This is a genomic window from Chryseobacterium sp. S0630 (genome assembly GCF_024158915.1).
Classification (GTDB): domain Bacteria; phylum Bacteroidota; class Bacteroidia; order Flavobacteriales; family Weeksellaceae; genus Chryseobacterium.
On the sequence record NZ_JAMZGF010000086.1, the window covers coordinates 1 to 16,585 of the forward strand.

Here is a 16,585-nt window from a genome sequence, read left to right on the forward strand (position 1 = left end):
AAACAAATCAAAATATATAAAAATTATTTACTTTTTAACAAGAAAAACCGCCTCAGTTGTGAGACGGCTTCTTTTTTCTTTAGTTTTCTTCTTTCTTATTCTATTTATTCCGCAACATTCAGGGCAATTTCAATATCCTGAGTAATTTTCTTTACAGATGAATATTTTGCATCACAAACTGATGTGGTCATTACGTATTCTCCTTTATCAACCAGGATAAAATTCTCCCCTTTTGCTGGAACCGTTAGATTATAATATTTTTTCCCGCTGATCTTAACAATAAGATTACAGGCTGATCTGTTCTTGATATTGATATAAGCTTCACTTTTGTTGATATCATTATTAAAAAGATGAGTAAGCATTGCTGCTCTCCTTTTCCCTTCCTCACTTGGTTCAGCTTTAGATGTTCCTGCCGTTTTTGCTGTACCTGCAGATCCCACCGATGCAAAAGTAGTTCTTCTTTCTTCTTTTAAAGCTTCAATAGCAGCTGCTGTATTATTAGAAACAGGTTTCCCATTGGATGTATAAGTTTTTTTTGCGGCAATTGTCTTTCCGCTATTCAATTCATTATTTTTAACAATATTTTCAATTTTCTCTTTACTAATTGGTTTAATCGTAGGCTTTGCTTCCGGAGAATTATCAGCCATGATAATATCAATCAACTTTCTTTTGAAATAGTCGGTTTTAGCATGACCAGGGTTCTGTTTCAAAAATCCGGCAATTATTCTTGCCTCTTTTGAAATCTCAGCTTCCTGCTCAGTATAGATAATTACAGTTTCTTTTTCAACAACAGCTTTAGATTTTGTTTTTTTCTTTTTTTGAGAAAAACCTAGAGCAAAAATGCATATAAATAGAAGGAAGAAGATTTTTTTCATTAATCAAACCTTTAAAATAATATTAAATATATTAATAACGTGAAAAGTCATTTTTTAGTTTATCATTAAAATCATTATCTTTGCACTGCTCTAAAATTAAGCTAAAAATTAATACTAATCTTAAATAAAAAATAATAGATATTATGTCTTATACACCAGTTGCTGCAGACGTAGCTAAATTAAGAAACCAAACAGGTGCAGGTATGATGGACTGCAAGAAAGCTCTAGTTGAAGCTGAAGGAGACTTCGAAAAAGCGGTAGATATCCTTAGAAAAAAAGGACAGAAAGTTGCTGCTAACAGAGCTGACAGAGAGTCTACTGAAGGTGCAGTAATCGCAAGAGTAAACGAAGACAACACTTTAGGTGCTGTAATTTCTTTAAATTGTGAAACTGACTTCGTTGCTAAAAATGAAGCATTCGTTGAGCTAGCTTACGAATTAGCTGAAATGGCTATCTTCGCTGCTACTAAAGAAGAACTTTTAGCTACAGATTTCCACGGAATCACTGTTGCTGAGAAATTAGTTGAGCAAACAGGAGTTATCGGTGAGAAAATTGAAATCGGATCTTTCGAAAGAATCCAGGGAGATTTCTTAGGAGCTTACATCCACGCTGGAAACAAAATTGCTGCAATCACTTCTCTTTCTGCTAAAGTAGACGGAGCTGAAGAAGCTGCTAAAGCTGTTTCTATGCAGGTTGCTGCAATGAACCCAATTGCTCTTGACGAAACTGCAGTTTCTCAGGAAACTATCGACAGAGAGTTAGAGATCGAAAGACACAAACTTACTGAAGAAGGTAAGCCTGCAAACATTATCGACAACATCTTGAAAGGTAAAATGCAGAGATTCTACAAAGACAACACTTTGGTACACCAGGATTTCATTAAAGACGGAAGTATCTCAGTTGCTGATTACGTAAAATCTGTAAACGCAGACCTAAAAGTAACAGGATTTGTAAGAGTAAGCCTATAAGCTAACTTTTTCAAAAAATATAGAATCCCGGTGAAGTTTCATCGGGATTTTTATTTTTATATTACTTCTGCTATACTTATTAACGCAAAACTATCATCCGGAGGGAAAACCAATAAGGTTTTAAACAATTCAAATAGACAAAATTTTTCTCCAGGAAATGCTGAAAGATAATTACATAGACTGAGGATGATATTCAATTACCAGTTTCATATTCAAGATGGCTTTTAATTAAATATCAAAGACGATTTTTTAACATTTATTTAAATTTTATTAAAAGTATTTCATTTTTTATTTTATTTTTGTAGAAATCCTAATTCCATACACATGAAAAGATTTCTACTCAGTTTGGTATTAATTTTTTTGACAATTAATCCACTCTTTGCACAAAGGGATACCGAGCATTGGATTGCTCCTTATTATGACAGTGTTGGAGGGTATAACAATATGATATACCTTTCTACTGATTCAGACACACCTTTTGACGTAACCATTTACAACAACAATGCCGCGATTACAACTGTTACAATCAGTAAAGGCAATCCACAAACCTATAAGGTTACTAATAACCTTATTTCCACAGGAACATCTACCGAAGCATTCATTGTGGGTAACAAAGGGCTTTATTTAAAAGCAGTCAAACCTTTTTACTGTAGTTTAAGACTAGCACAGAGTGTTCACGGGGAAGTCATCACCAGCAAAGGAAAGGCTGGAATTGGAAAAACATTTTTCGTGGCTGCCGCTCCTAACACTAATACAAGCAGTATTCAGAATTTTACTGCAGGTGTTCTTGCCACTGAAGACAACACAAATGTAACAGTATCATGGAACCCAACTGCCGGAGTAGTTTTTATTAACGGTAGCCCAACTGGAAATACTCAGACTTTTACTTTACAAAAAGGACAATCTTTCATTCTTGCTGGATCTGGCTCTCAGTCTGGAAACAAAACAGGTTTTATTGGCGCCAAAATAGTTGCAACCAAACCAGTAACATTAACCAATGGAAGCTGTAATGCCAATTTCTCTGCTTCAACAACAGGAAGTGACCCGGTTCTGGATCAATCTGTTCCGGTTGACAGACTTGGAAATACATTTGCCATGGTAAAAACAAGATCTACAGCTCCTACCTTAAATATGGAGGGAGGTCTTATTGTGGCTACTGAAGATAATACCGAAGTATATTTAAATGGCGGAGGTATTGCTGTTGCTACACTTGCTGCCGGAGAATGGTACAGAATTAATGAAACCAGCTATGTTGCTCAGGGGACATCAGGACATTCAAACATGTTCATTTCCACAACCAAAAATGTATATTTATATCAATTTATTGGAGTATTATTAAGTGATGCTACCAATGGATTTAACTATATTCCGCCATTAAACTGTTTTCTTCCAAGAAAAATTGATGAAATCGGTAAGATCAATGAAATGCCTCTTGGAGTGGGAGGAGCCAGCTCAACACCAAGTGACCTGGTCGTAAAATTAAACATCTTAACAGAGGCTGGTGCTACTGTCATGGTAAATGACGCTCCTCTTTTGCCTGAAGCCGGACCTTATCCACTGGCAGGAAATGCCAACTGGGTTACCTACGGAATCAACAGTGTATCCGGAAATATTAAGATTACCTCTACAAAAGCTGTAACAGCAGGTATCAACGGAGGATATAGTTCGGCAGGATACGGAGGATACTTTGCCGGATTTTCATCAATCCCTGTCATTGCGAAAAAGACAGGTGAGTGCGTTCCTGGAATCGTTCTTGAAGTAGACGATGGATATGAAACATATCAGTGGTTCCGTGACGGAGTTGCCATTCCTGGTGCTACCAGCTATACTTATACTCCTACTCAATCAGGAAATTATACTGTAAAAGTAACCATGGGAACATGTCCTCCTGTGACAACGCCTATCTATAAAGTACAAACTTGTTTAAAAGAAACAACACAAGCACTTAATGCTTGTTCTACTAAAATTATTACCCCTACGTTTACTTCTTCCACTCAAACTGTGGTTCCAAGTACAGTAGTAATTTTAACTCCTCCTACCAAAGGAACAGCTGTAGTGAATCCAAACGGAACAATCACTTATACACCTAATCCTGGATATTTAGGACCAGACAAAATCATCTATAAATTCTGTGGAAACTCAGTTGAATTTACAGATTGTGAGCAAGTGACATTAAACCTTACTGTAGTACCATTCATCGTAACCGATGCTTCTATTAAGGCTTGTTGGTACGATGTGGATCCTTACGCTTATTTTGACCTTACAAAAGCAAAAGTAACAGACTATAATGCTGTTACAAAAAAATACTACCGTACCCTGAATGATCTTACGGCAGGAATCAATGAAATCACAACACCAACCAATTTCCCTTCAACCGGAGGATTTGTATATGTGAAAGTAACAACTGCTGAAGGATGTACGGCAAATGCCAAAATTGAATTAATTGTACTACCAATTAAAAAATCTCCAGTCCTTGTAGATCAGTATATCTGTATGGATGCGAAAACTAACCTGGACGCTGGTCCTGGATATGATTCATACCAATGGAGCACTGGAGCTACCTCTTCAGGTATCAGAGACATAGGTGTTGGAGAATACACTGTAATTCTTGGTAAGAACGGATGTTTCCTTACACAGACTGTAAAAGTTAAAAAAGTTGAAGATCCAGTAATTCAAACTATTGAGATCAATAATAATACAGCAACTGTAATTGTAAGCGGAGGTAAAGCTCCTTACAAATATGCAGTTGATGGAACTGCAAACTGGCAGGATTCAAGCACCTTCACAGGTTTAACAAGAGGACAGCACACTTTCTATGTAAAAGATGTTTATAACTGTACTCCTATTGCTGTGGAAGTTACCATTCCTAATCTATTAAATGCCATTACACCTAATGGAGATAATGTAAATGATTATATAGATTACAGTGAATTGGCTTATAAAGAAAATCTAAGCTTTGTAGTGTATGACAGATATGGAAACATGGTGTTCACCGGAAATAGATTCAACAACTACAGATGGGATGGAAAACACTTTGATAAAAAATTAGGAACAGGAACATACTGGTATCATATCAGTTGGAATGAGGCCAACAAAGAAAAGACTCCAATAAAATATACAGGTTGGATTCTTGTTAAAAACAGAGAGTAATAATTAGTTTAAAACTATATTTAATGAGCCGTGATCAAATGATCGCGGCTCATTTTTTTAGACTTTCAATTAAATCCGCTTATTATATTATGTTAAAAGCAAAAAAAATAATATAAATTTAAATTTTGTTTAACCACCTTTTCGAAATCATATTTTTTTATTCTATTTTCAATAATTTAATACTTTTTATCACTAAATTTGTGATAAAGACCACCGCTGAATGAAAAAAATTTTATCTTTTTTGTTTATGTTTTGCATTTTCACCTCTGCTTTTTCCCAATTGGACCGAGAGCATTGGTTTGCTCCTATGATAGACAGAACAACCGCTCCCAATCCCTATCAAAAACTGTATTTATCTACCAATAGAACAACTCCTTTTCCTGTAAGTATTTACAATAATAATGTTCTGATTGGAACAGTAAATATCAGTAAAAATAATCCACAGAAATTTGATGTATTAAGAGATTATATCATTACCAAACTGCAGGGAGATTTATTCACCACAACCACTAAGGGATTATATCTTAAAGCTGAATTTCCCTTTTATGCCAATTTAAGGTTCTCAGTATTCAACCATGCAGAAATCATTACTTCCAAAGGAACTTCTTCCACAGGGCTAAAGTTTTATGCAGCTACAGCTCCTATTACGGTGAGTAACCCCATTCTGAATTTCATGACGAGCGTATTGGCAACCGAAGATAACACCACGGTTACCGTTTCCGGCTACAGTCCTACTGTTCAGTTTTCAAATGGACTGACTGGAACAACCAACCCGACATTAACATTTACTTTAAATAAGGGACAATCCTACATTATTGACGGAATTGGTAACATAACAGGAAACTTAAATGGTTTCATTGGTGCAAAGATTACTTCAAACAAACCTGTCAATGTTACCAATGGAAATTTTAACGGTCAATATGCAGGAAATTATCCAGCTAGCTCAGATATTTTAATGGATCAGGCAGTACCTGTCAACAGACTTGGAAATGAATTTGCCATTGTAAAGGGTAGCGGACCGATTGGTACTCGTACAGAAGGAGCTATTGTAATTGCTACTGAAGACAATACTCAGATCTTTGTCAATAATGAAATTCCCCCTGTAGCAACTCTCAATGCAGGAAAATACTTCATTATCCCTGATTCCAAATATATCCTTCAGGGAAATGGTCATTATAATTTATATCTCAAAACCTCTAAAAATGCTTATGTCTACCAGATTTTAGCTGGAGATTCAAATGCAGGAAGTGAAGTATTTACCGGAGGATTCAATTTTATTCCTGCGTTAAACTGTTATCTTCCGAAGCAGATTAATGAACTGGGACTTATTAATGAAAATTTTGTCCATTCCAACGGTCACCCCGGAGGTATTCTGAATATCACCACAAAACTGAACATTATTACAGAAAGAGGAGCTAACGTTACAGTGAACGGAGCAAATCCACCAGCAATAACCGGCCCTTACAATATGACTGGTACAACAAATTGGGTTACCTATGGAATTCCCAATGTAACAGGTACTATTACTGTAGTTTCAGATAAAGCAATTATGGCTGGCATCACTGCCGGCAGTGATGCGGTAGGATATGGAGGTTTTTTTGCCGGTTTTCCTACACAGCCGGTTATTTTACAATCCGGAGGTGGTTGTATTCCAGGGATGGTTCTTACTGTTGATCCTTTAATTTATGATACCTACCAATGGTACAGAAATGGGAATATTATTCCGGGAGCAAATACTTCTTCCATTGCCCCTGCACTACCAGGGTATTATACATGCTCTGTAACAATGGGAAGCTGTGCACCTTTAGTCACTGAACAATTTAAAGTTCTGAATTGTACAAAACTATCCAGTACCTCATACACTGCATGTAATTCTAAAACGATAATCCCTGCATTCAGCGGTTCACCACAAACTCCCGTTCCAAGCACGGTAGCTATTACAACAACACCTTCATTGGGTACAGCTGTTATAAACTCTACTACAGGCGTTATTACTTATACTGTAAATACTCCAGGAACATCAGGAACTGATACATTCTCCTATACATTCTGTGGAGATGATCCAGACTTTCCAGATTGTGAAACGATAACCGTTACGATGAATATTCAGGCTCTAACCGTAATGAATGCAACATTATTTGCCTGTGATATCAATGGGCAGGGAACATTCAACCTGACGACAGCCAATGTTACCAGTAACTCACCAGTTACTATTACTTATTACCCTACCCTTTTGGATGCTCAGAATGAAAATGCAGCAGCACTAATAACTAACACAACTGCCTATACCGCAACTAACGGAACAATAGTATATGCGGTTGTTAATGACAATATTGGATGCAAAAATATTGCGCAAATAACACTATCACTTTTTAATAAAGCTATTGTACTGGATAACTACAATGGTACCTTCTGTGATGATAATCTGGATGGAACAGTTACTGTGGTGCTTTCCAATATCACCCCTATTGTTCTTAATAATCCAAATTACTTTACGAATGTAAGATATTATGCAAACCTTGCAGATGCCAATGCAGGGAATAACAATACGCTCCCTAATAACTGGAGTTATACAGCAACTACAACCATTTACATCAGGGTAGATTCTCCGGATGGATGTGCTTCTGTCATCAAACCTTTACAATTTAGTATCGGAGCAAAAGTACCATTGATTACAAAAACTGTTACAGAAAGCACCTGTGATGATGATTTGGACGGAATAAAGAGTGTTAACTTAGCTCAGTTTATTCCCCAGTTTACATTAGATCCAAATGTTACCTTCACTTTTCATGCAACTTTAGCAGATGCTCAGAATAATGTGAATCCAGTTTCATCCCCTGTTAATATTACAACTTCACAGACTTTTTATATCCGTTTTGAGAAAAATGGAGTTTGTCCTGAAGTAGGTACTCTGAAAATCAATATTAAAGTTCCTAAGAAATCAGATATTTTAAAAGATAAGACCATTTGCCCAAAAACCACTACTACACTTAATGCAGGACCTGGCTTTGAAAAATACTTATGGAGCACCGGGGCAACTACTCCTTCCATTACGAATGTTGCTCCCGGAAGTTATTGGGTAGAACTTACCTCCAATGGCTGTGTTTACAAGCAATATGTAAATGTTACAGAATTACCTCTTCCAATCATAACCTCTATTGAAATTGATGGAACAACTGTAAAAGTTGGGGCAAGCGGTGGTACACCTCCTTATGAATATTCTTTAGATGGTGTGGTATGGCAGAGTTCCAATGTTTTCTACAATGTACCCAGAGGGGCTCACAACATATTTGTAAGAGACTCTAAAATGTGTGAGGACGTTAAAAAACCATTTGCCATTATTAACCTGATCAATACCATTACTCCGAATGGAGATGGTCATAATGAAGTCATCGACTATTCTTCTTTAATGAAGAATGATAATCTTGTATTCCGGATCTTTGACAGGTATGGTGCGGAAGTCTTCAGAGGCACTCCTGAAAACAGATACACCTGGGATGGAAGAATTGGTGGCAGGTATGTTCCTACAGCAAATTACTGGTACTTCATCACCTGGACAGAATATGGCTCCAACCTTATGGTAAAATACACGAGTTGGTTACTTGTAAAACATAGGTAACAACAGAAAACCGGAAGAAAAGCAGTTGAAAATTCAGTACTTCTTTCTTCCTGTTTTTTTATGTAAATGTTTCGTTTTTTACATGAATGACAAGTTTCTAACACTCCTTAACAATTTAATCCCAAAGTTTAATATAACTTTAACCACTATTATTCATCTAACTACACAGAATTGCTTTATTTCTATGTAATTTTGCGCATTATATGAAGAAACTGTTTACTCTACTGCTATTGGTTTTTCTGGCAAAAATTAATGCACAAATATATTCCGGGGAGGTATTTCTGAGAGACAACTCTATTTTATATCTCAATCAGGTGTATGTCACCAATCTGAATACACAGAAGACCGTTCTTACGGACTACAATGGTAACTTTAATATCCCTGCCAATATCGGGGATGTCATCCGGTTTACCTCTATCGTGACCGAAAGAAAAGATATCAAGCTGACTCCTCAATCCATGGAACAAAAAAATCTTGTTGAGCTTAAAATTGCCTATTACGAAATTCAGGAGATTGTTCTCAGCAGGTTCAAGCCTACCGGTAACCTTCGATATGATGTTAACTCTTTAAGAAAAGAAGATAAAGCATATGCCCTTAAAAAAGTAATTGGTCTTCCTGAACCCAAAGGAGATGGAACACCACCGGAACTTCCTGTTGCAGGACTTCGAGATGGAGGACTTACCTTCAGCCTGGAAAGTATTTATGATATCCTTTCCGGTGAAAGAAAGAAAAAACAGCGTTACCAGGCCTATGAAAGGATGAACAGCTCCGTAGCACAGATCAAAAATTATCTGGGGAAAGATTATTTTATAAAGTTTAAAATACCGGAAAACTTAATTGACAATTTCCTTCAGTTTGTTTATTCCTCCGAAAATATCCAGGCTTACGTATTAGCAGGTAACTTTGAAGCAGTAAAAATTCCTATTGAAAAATATCTTCCTATTTATCAGAAAAGACTCAAAAATTCACACCTTCAGGAAGTTGTAGGCGGTAACTAGAAATTTTTAAAAAAACAACTCAAAATATTTTATAACTCATGTACATTACATGGGTTATTTTTTTGTTGAATGACTGAAACTACCAGCTATGCTTTACTACAAGTATTTACAATATGAATTATTCAAATTTTGCAACAAATTATTCCTCAATATTCAAAAATATGCTTAATTTTATCTCACAAACAAGTGTTTAAAATAAAAACACCAGATATTTCGTTATCAAATAAAAAACTAAGCAACCAAAACGCAAATTAAGAGTGAAGCACCAAATTTCTAACTTAATATTAATTAATGAAAAAAGTACTTTTACTTCTTGGCTGTATGTTCTTTTTTATGGTTTCTGCCCAAAAGAAAGGGAAAGATTATAGTGATATTTTAAAAAGTAAGAATATCTATGAGATCAATGCCTTTTTAAGGGATGCTCACCCTGATGATCCCCGAAGATCTGTTTTGAAACCCAGGGTAATGGAAATGATGAAAGAGTATATCAAAAATGCACACCCTGCTGATCAAAAGGTAAAAGACATGCAGGAAATGCTTGCTATGTTGAGGAGAAGACCTTCTACCAAAATTACTTTTGATGAAATGAATGCCATCATCAAACAAAAACAAATTGCAAAATACAAAGCTGAGCTGGCTGCAAAACAATCTACCACAGTGTTTACTCCAAGTACTGCTCAAAATACATATGTTGTGAATACCACTGCAAATACGGCAATTCCTAATGCTGAAGCAGAAGAATTCAATATGCTGATGGCTGTATCTCCTGTAGAACACAAAAACAGAACAGTAAAAATCTTAAATTCCTTATTTGATAATGATCCTAATGCTAAAGAATGTATTGTTTTGATTCGAAATAAATCGGATTGTAATATCATCGTAAGAATAGAAGGTGTAGGAACTACCAAATATAGACTGGCTGTTCCTGCTCAGGGTGAAGGTTCCATTGTGATAGATAAAGGGCAATATCTTTTTACCAGCCTTGTTTGCGGAGCTCAATATGCTTCACAAAAAACAATTGAAAGACCAATTATGGTGGCTTTGGGAAGTCAATAATACAAACTAAATGCGAATGATCTCTATGTCTTTTACAACCAAAAGACATAGAGACTCCATAAATTTTCACTATTTTTGCACTCATTTTATAACTCAATGGGCAAGAATAAATTAGCAAGATTTGCAGAAAACAAAATATTACCGAATGTAATCCAGCCAACAAGAGAAGATGCTTTAAATGGTTTCGATCTTAAAGGAAAATGGAGAGACAATTTTTTTAAAAATGATAATCCTATCGTATTGGAACTGGGCTGTGGAAAAGGAGAATATTCTGTAGGACTCGCAAAAACATTTCCTGAAAAAAACTTCATCGGAGTTGATATTAAAGGAGCCAGATTTTGGTTTGGCGCTAAAGAAGCCGTGGATAACAACATGACTAATGTAGCATTTTTGAGAACTCAGATCGAACTTGTAGATTATTTCTTTGCTGAAAATGAAGTAGACGAAATCTGGATTACATTCCCTGATCCACAGATTAAATATAAAAGAACAAAACACAGATTAACCCATCCGGATTTTTTAAACCGATATAAAAAGTTCCTGAAGCCAGGAGGAATTATACACCTGAAAACCGATTCAGAATTCCTGCATGGATATACCCTTGGATATTTACAGGGAGCAGGTTATGAAATCATTTCTGCCCACCATGATATCTACGGTGCACCAGAATACGATCCTAATACAGAACATTTGAGAGACATCAAAACGTATTATGAAGAGCTATTCTCAGCGAAAGGAAAAACAATTACTTACATCAAATTCCGGATAAGCTGATGAAATAAACCAACTTGATGAAAAAAAATTTCTAACGATTTTATTCTTCACATTTCTTATTCCCCACTTTACGCAGGCTCAGAAAAGCAGTAAAGACATTTTAAAAAGCACAAACATCAAAGAATTTGAAGAATACCTGAAGAACGCACAGCCTGACGATCCTGAAAAGACTGTGCTGAAACCAAAGCTTATTGCTTTAAAAAACACAGAATGGACAAAGGGAGCACTTACGGCCAAACCTATGGAAGCAAGACCTGTTATTGCAGACATTCCTAAAGGTGCAATGAGAAATCCTAATTCGGACGATGCCGAAGAGTTCAAAAAGCTTATTGCTGAAACCTCTGCTGAACATAAGGAAAAAACAGTAAGGGTACTGAATGCAATGTTTAATGAGGATATTCACCGTAATGAAGCGATTCTCTTATTCAAAAATAATTCTGACTGTAATATTGTATTGCGGATAGAAGGAAAAGAGTTTTACAATCTTGTTGTTCCTGCTCATGCAGAAAATTTCATTGTACTTAAGAAAAACTCATATACATTGAGCAGCAATATCTGTGATATGAAATATTCCTCTCAGAAAGATATTAAAAAAAGTATATTTGTAACGGTAGACAATCCAAAACCGTCCAACATTGAACTGAAATCTGCTCAAAAGGAGCCAATAACAGAGAAGTCAAAAAAAAAACAAAAGTCAAAAAATAAAATAGGATGAAAAAACTATTAGTTCTTACCGGAATTTCATTGATTCTTGCCAGCTGTAATGTCAATTATGGAGGCTATCCGGGAAGAACCTCCTACCCTTATCCTGCTAACAATTCAGGGAACAGAGCCAATACAGAAAGAGAGTATAACGATCTTATGAAGACTTATAAGCCGGAAACAGCTGATGTACTTAATGACCTTCTCAACAGTGATGATCCTAAAAATCCAAAGACCTCTATTTCTGTGGAAAATAAATCTCCTTGTAATATGGTCCTTACGGTGAGCGGCGGCAATTTCTTCAAGAAGATCCCCATTGGTGCAGGTAAAATAGGATATACCATGGTTCCCAAAAATCAGAACTACAGATTATCCGGAGTAGTTTGTAATTCTAATTACCAATCAACAAAATTTGTTACTACTTCTTATTCTATAAAACTTTCAAACTAAAATATAACCTGCAGAATTCTGCAGGTTTTTATTTTTTAATGAAGGTATTCATCTTTATTATAATCAATAGCTGTTGACACCAGGATCATATGGCTTTTAAAGCTCTCAAAATAACTCGTTATAGGAAAAAGTCTATGAAAGAATTTATACTGCCGGAAAACGCTTAATAGAACGATCAGCATAAACCAATATCCATAAGCCCGTCCTCATATTTCATTGTTCTTAAAATAATGCTGAGCTAAAGTCCTTTTATTAAAAGTAAAAACTGGCATTAAATCAAAATAATATTTTGAAAACCAAACACATAAAAAATATTTCCATATATTTAGAAATATAATTGCGGTATCCGAAAAGCATATAGAGTAGGAAAAAAATTAAAACTAAAACCATGAAAAATTTAAAAAAAGTCTCAAGAACTGAGCTAAGAACAATCAAAGGAGGATACAGAAGCTGTATGGATGGCTGTAGTATGGAACTGGGAGAAATGTGCTGTAATGGAGTATGCAGAATTGGAGTAATTATTCCTAGTACTGATCCTGATCTACCGGAGCTAATGGTATGTCCTAAGAAATAAATTCGGATATAAACAATAAAAAAACGCTGGACCGAAATCCAGCGTTTTTCCTATATTAAAGAAAATCTTTAATTATTCTGCATCGAAATCAGCATCTGTATCAGCAGATACTTTTTCTCCTTCTTCTTTAGATTTTTCTTTATCAGCTTTTCTTTGAGACTGACCTTCTTTGATAGATTCAGAAACTACGCTAAGGATCATATCAATAGACTTAGAAGCATCATCGTTTCCTGGGATAACGAAGTCAACTTTTCTAGGGTCAGAGTTTGTATCAACGATACCGAAAACTGGAATACCAAGTTTCTTAGCTTCAGTTACCGCGATATGTTCTCTTAAGATATCAACTACAAATACAGCAGATGGAAGTCTCACCATGTCAGCGATAGAACCTAAGTTCTTCTCTAGGTTAGCTCTTTGTCTGTCAACTTGCAATCTTTCTTTTTTAGATAAAGTTTCGAACGTACCGTCTTTTTTCATTTTGTCGATAGAGTTCATCTTCTTTACAGCCTTTCTGATAGTAACGAAGTTCGTTAACATACCTCCTGGCCATCTTTCTGTAATATAAGGCATATTAAGTTCAGAAGCGTGTTTTGCAACTACTTCTTTCGCTTGCTTCTTAGTAGCTACGAAAAGAACTTTTTTACCTGCAGAAGTTAATTTTTCTAAAGCGCTGCACGCTTCATCCAATTTAACTGCTGTTTTATGTAAGTCTACAATGTGAATACCGTTTTTCTCCATAAAAATGTATGGAGCCATATTTGGATTCCACTTTCTAGTCATGTGACCGAAGTGTACGCCAGCCTCTAAAAGGTCTTTTACATTTGCTTTTGCCATGTTTTCTGTTTTTGTTAGTTTACTTTCCGTCTTTTAAACAATCAACAACTTCTTTAGATGGGAGAAGCGTTTGGATGCTAAACGTAACGGGCAATTGGCGGTTTGCTTTTTGCTTTTGGCAATGGGCTTTTCGCCGAGATTAAGTTTAAAAAAAATTTAATACATTCCTGTAGCCAATAGCTATAAGCCATCTGCCAACGAGAAATCTTAACGTTTTGAGAATTGGAATCTCTTTCTTGCTTTTTTCTGACCTGGCTTCTTTCTTTCCACCATTCTTGCGTCTCTTGTAAGTAAACCAGCTGGCTTCAATGCTAATCTGAACTCAGCGTTGATTTCGCATAAAGCTCTAGAAATACCTAATCTGATAGCCTCTGCCTGACCTGTATTTCCACCACCGAATACGTTTACGGTAACGTCATACTGACCAACAGTCTCAGAAAGGATAAACGGTTGGTTTAATTTGTAAACCATCACGTCTGTAGAGAAATATTCTTTAGCATCTTTACCGTTTACTGTAATAACACCAGAACCTGGTTTTACATAAACTCTAGCTACAGAAGTTTTTCTTCTTCCGATTTTGTGAACTATAGACATAATTAATTATTTAAATTCGTTAACATTAATTGTTTTTGGCTGTTGAGCTTCATGTTTGTGCTCAGTTCCTTCATATAAGTAAAGGTTCTTAAGGATAGCAGCTCCTAATCTGTTTTTAGGTAACATACCTTTTACAGATTTCTCTAATACCTTTAAAGAATCTTTCTTTTGAAGTTCAGCCGCAGTCATAGACTTCTGTCCACCAGGGTATCCTGTATGCCAGATATAAGTCTTATCAGCCCACTTGTTTCCGGAAAGTGTAATTTTCCCAGCATTCAAAACGATTACGTTATCACCACAATCTACGTGAGGTGTGTAGTTCGTTTTGTGCTTACCTCTCAAAATCTTTGCAACCGTAGAAGCTAATCTACCTAACGGCTGTCCTTCAGCGTCTACCACAACCCATTCTTTATTAGCAGTAGCTTTGTTCGCTGAAACAGTTTTGTAACTTAATGTATTCACACGTTTTAGTTAAAGATTAAACATAATTTACCCCTAAAAGGGTGTGCAAAGGTACAAATTATTTTCGTAACCCAAAAACATATTTTATTTAATCTATATAATCTTCACTCTACACTCCTCTATCAATAGATTTTAACACTATTTATAATTTTGGCACAGATCTTGCGAACTAATGAGCCGATGAAAAAAACACTTCGAAGATTCTAAAAACACCAATGAAACAGCAAAGAGTTTATTCCCTCAACTCTTTCTTTTATTAAATTTACTTTAACGATTCCCTTAAAATATACTAGTATATATATAATTTCACTGAAATAATTATATTTGTGGCAATCATATTCCATAATCATGAGCCACGGAAAAGTACGAGAAGATAAAACCTGTCTAAACTGCGGACATCAGGTTGAAGAAAGGTTTTGCCCCCACTGCGGGCAGGAAAACATTGAAAGACGACAGCCTTTCTATTTTCTTTTCACCCATTTCATTGAAGATTTTACTCATTATGACGGACAGTTCTGGGGAACAGTAAAAAATCTGTTATTTAAACCCGGCAAACTGACAAATACTTATCTTGAAGGGAAGAGACAGAAGTTCGTACCACCTGTAAAGCTTTATATTTTCGTCAGTTTTATTACATTCTTCGTGTTTGCCCTTTTTCCTATGGTTAATATAGGCTCTCCAAAAGAGGGAAATACTGGAGAAAATAGTAAGACCAACCTTTTAAAAGTCATGAAACCTGCTGGAAAACAAAAGCTGATAGACAGTATCAAAGCAAAAAAACATCTGACTGAACAAGACTCTCTTGCCATTGAGGGAATAAAAGCAATGCCTGATTCTTCTGAGATAGGAGACATGATGAACATGGACAAAAAAATAGATCCGGACGTAAGCTTTGGAGAATATAAAACCAGAAAGGCCTATGATTCTGCTAAAGCCAAAAACCCGTCATCTCTCAGTTTTATTGAAGCTCCCATTGTTCACAAATTCTTTGAGCTTAAAGAAAAAGGGGTTAAGAAAAAGGAGATTATGGCCGGCATGTTAGAAAAGTCTTTTCATAATCTTCCTAAAGCCCTTTTCATCTACCTTCCACTTTTCGCATTCTTTTTATGGGTTTTCCATAGTAAGAAAAAATGGTGGTATTTTGATCACGGAATTTTTACCCTGCATTATTTCTCGTTTTTACTGCTAACCATCTTACTGATATTCCTAATCTTTAAGTTGACAGGCCTTATAGATTTTTGGCTGATTAATACTATTTTATATTTAACAATATCATTCCTGTTATTATACACCATGGCGTATTTCTTTATTGCCCACAGGCGTGTTTATCGTGCCCATGGCTTGGTAAGCATTATTGTTGGAATGGTATTATTTACTATTAATTTTATTGCATTCATGTTTTTACTCCTGGGCCTCGCCCTGATAAGTTTCATGATGATTCACTAAATAAAAAAATGAAGCCGTCTCACAACTGAGGCGGTTTTTCTTGTTAAAAAGTAAATAATTTTTATATATTTTGATTTGTTTTT

At 35.6% G+C, this 16,585-nt stretch carries 14 protein-coding genes; 10 read left to right on the forward strand and 4 right to left on the reverse strand.

The window, feature by feature from the left end; all coding sequences use genetic code 11:
- Positions 1-104 precede the first annotated feature (104 nt).
- Positions 105-875, reverse strand: coding sequence for a DUF6759 domain-containing protein (locus tag NK356_RS22800; RefSeq protein ID WP_034692937.1), 771 nt, complete (start codon positions 873-875; stop codon positions 105-107).
- 143 nt (positions 876-1,018) lie between these two features.
- On the opposite strand from NK356_RS22800, the gene tsf reads away from it, so the two are divergent.
- The 9 genes from tsf (at position 1,019) to NK356_RS22845 (ending at position 13,166) form a co-directional block, all read left to right on the forward strand.
- The gene (gene tsf / locus NK356_RS22805; RefSeq protein ID WP_034692936.1) at positions 1,019-1,843 is read left to right on the forward strand and encodes a translation elongation factor Ts; all 825 of its coding nucleotides are present in this window, start codon (positions 1,019-1,021) and stop codon (positions 1,841-1,843) included.
- A 324-nt stretch (positions 1,844-2,167) separates the two neighbouring features.
- On the forward strand, positions 2,168-4,993 hold the full coding sequence (locus NK356_RS22810) for a T9SS C-terminal target domain-containing protein (RefSeq protein ID WP_034692935.1): 2,826 nt from the start codon (positions 2,168-2,170) through the stop codon (positions 4,991-4,993).
- Between the two features lie 220 nt (positions 4,994-5,213).
- A complete protein-coding gene (locus NK356_RS22815) occupies positions 5,214-8,612 on the forward strand; it encodes a T9SS type B sorting domain-containing protein (protein WP_253318136.1) in 3,399 nt (1,132 codons plus the stop codon).
- 203 nt (positions 8,613-8,815) lie between these two features.
- Positions 8,816-9,610 (forward strand): hypothetical protein, encoded by a 795-nt coding sequence (locus NK356_RS22820; RefSeq protein ID WP_034692932.1) that lies wholly within the window; start codon positions 8,816-8,818, stop codon positions 9,608-9,610.
- A 291-nt stretch (positions 9,611-9,901) separates the two neighbouring features.
- Positions 9,902-10,666 carry a DUF6759 domain-containing protein gene (locus NK356_RS22825; RefSeq protein WP_034692929.1) on the forward strand — a complete coding sequence of 255 codons (765 nt, stop codon included), beginning with the start codon at positions 9,902-9,904 and terminating at the stop codon, positions 10,664-10,666.
- A gap of 96 nt (positions 10,667-10,762) precedes the next feature.
- Positions 10,763-11,440 carry a tRNA (guanosine(46)-N7)-methyltransferase TrmB gene (trmB, locus tag NK356_RS22830; protein ID WP_034692928.1) on the forward strand — a complete coding sequence of 226 codons (678 nt, stop codon included), beginning with the start codon at positions 10,763-10,765 and terminating at the stop codon, positions 11,438-11,440.
- Between the two features lie 172 nt (positions 11,441-11,612).
- On the forward strand, positions 11,613-12,155 hold the full coding sequence (locus tag NK356_RS22835; protein WP_253318137.1) for a DUF6759 domain-containing protein: 543 nt from the start codon (positions 11,613-11,615) through the stop codon (positions 12,153-12,155).
- Positions 12,152-12,592: a DUF6759 domain-containing protein gene (locus tag NK356_RS22840; RefSeq protein WP_034692924.1), complete on the forward strand. Its 441-nt coding sequence runs from the start codon at positions 12,152-12,154 to the stop codon at positions 12,590-12,592. Before NK356_RS22835 ends, NK356_RS22840 begins: the two co-directional genes overlap by 4 nt.
- A 388-nt stretch (positions 12,593-12,980) precedes the next feature.
- A complete protein-coding gene (locus NK356_RS22845; protein ID WP_131797547.1) occupies positions 12,981-13,166 on the forward strand; it encodes a hypothetical protein in 186 nt (61 codons plus the stop codon).
- A 72-nt stretch (positions 13,167-13,238) separates the two neighbouring features.
- Here the strand turns inward: NK356_RS22845 and rpsB are convergent, their stop codons facing one another.
- The 3 genes from rpsB to rplM all read right to left on the reverse strand — a co-directional run bounded on the left by rpsB (position 13,239) and on the right by rplM (position 15,056).
- Positions 13,239-14,000, reverse strand: coding sequence for a 30S ribosomal protein S2 (gene rpsB / locus NK356_RS22850; protein WP_034692922.1), 762 nt, complete (start codon positions 13,998-14,000; stop codon positions 13,239-13,241).
- A gap of 207 nt (positions 14,001-14,207) precedes the next feature.
- The gene (gene rpsI, locus NK356_RS22855; RefSeq protein WP_002976218.1) at positions 14,208-14,594 is read right to left on the reverse strand and encodes a 30S ribosomal protein S9; all 387 of its coding nucleotides are present in this window, start codon (positions 14,592-14,594) and stop codon (positions 14,208-14,210) included.
- Between the two features lie 6 nt (positions 14,595-14,600).
- A complete protein-coding gene (rplM, locus tag NK356_RS22860) occupies positions 14,601-15,056 on the reverse strand; it encodes a 50S ribosomal protein L13 (RefSeq protein WP_002976217.1) in 456 nt (151 codons plus the stop codon).
- 348 nt (positions 15,057-15,404) lie between these two features.
- On the opposite strand from rplM, the gene NK356_RS22865 reads away from it, so the two are divergent.
- Positions 15,405-16,502 (forward strand): DUF3667 domain-containing protein, encoded by a 1,098-nt coding sequence (locus NK356_RS22865; protein ID WP_253318138.1) that lies wholly within the window; start codon positions 15,405-15,407, stop codon positions 16,500-16,502.
- The last annotated feature ends 83 nt before the right edge of the window (positions 16,503-16,585 follow it).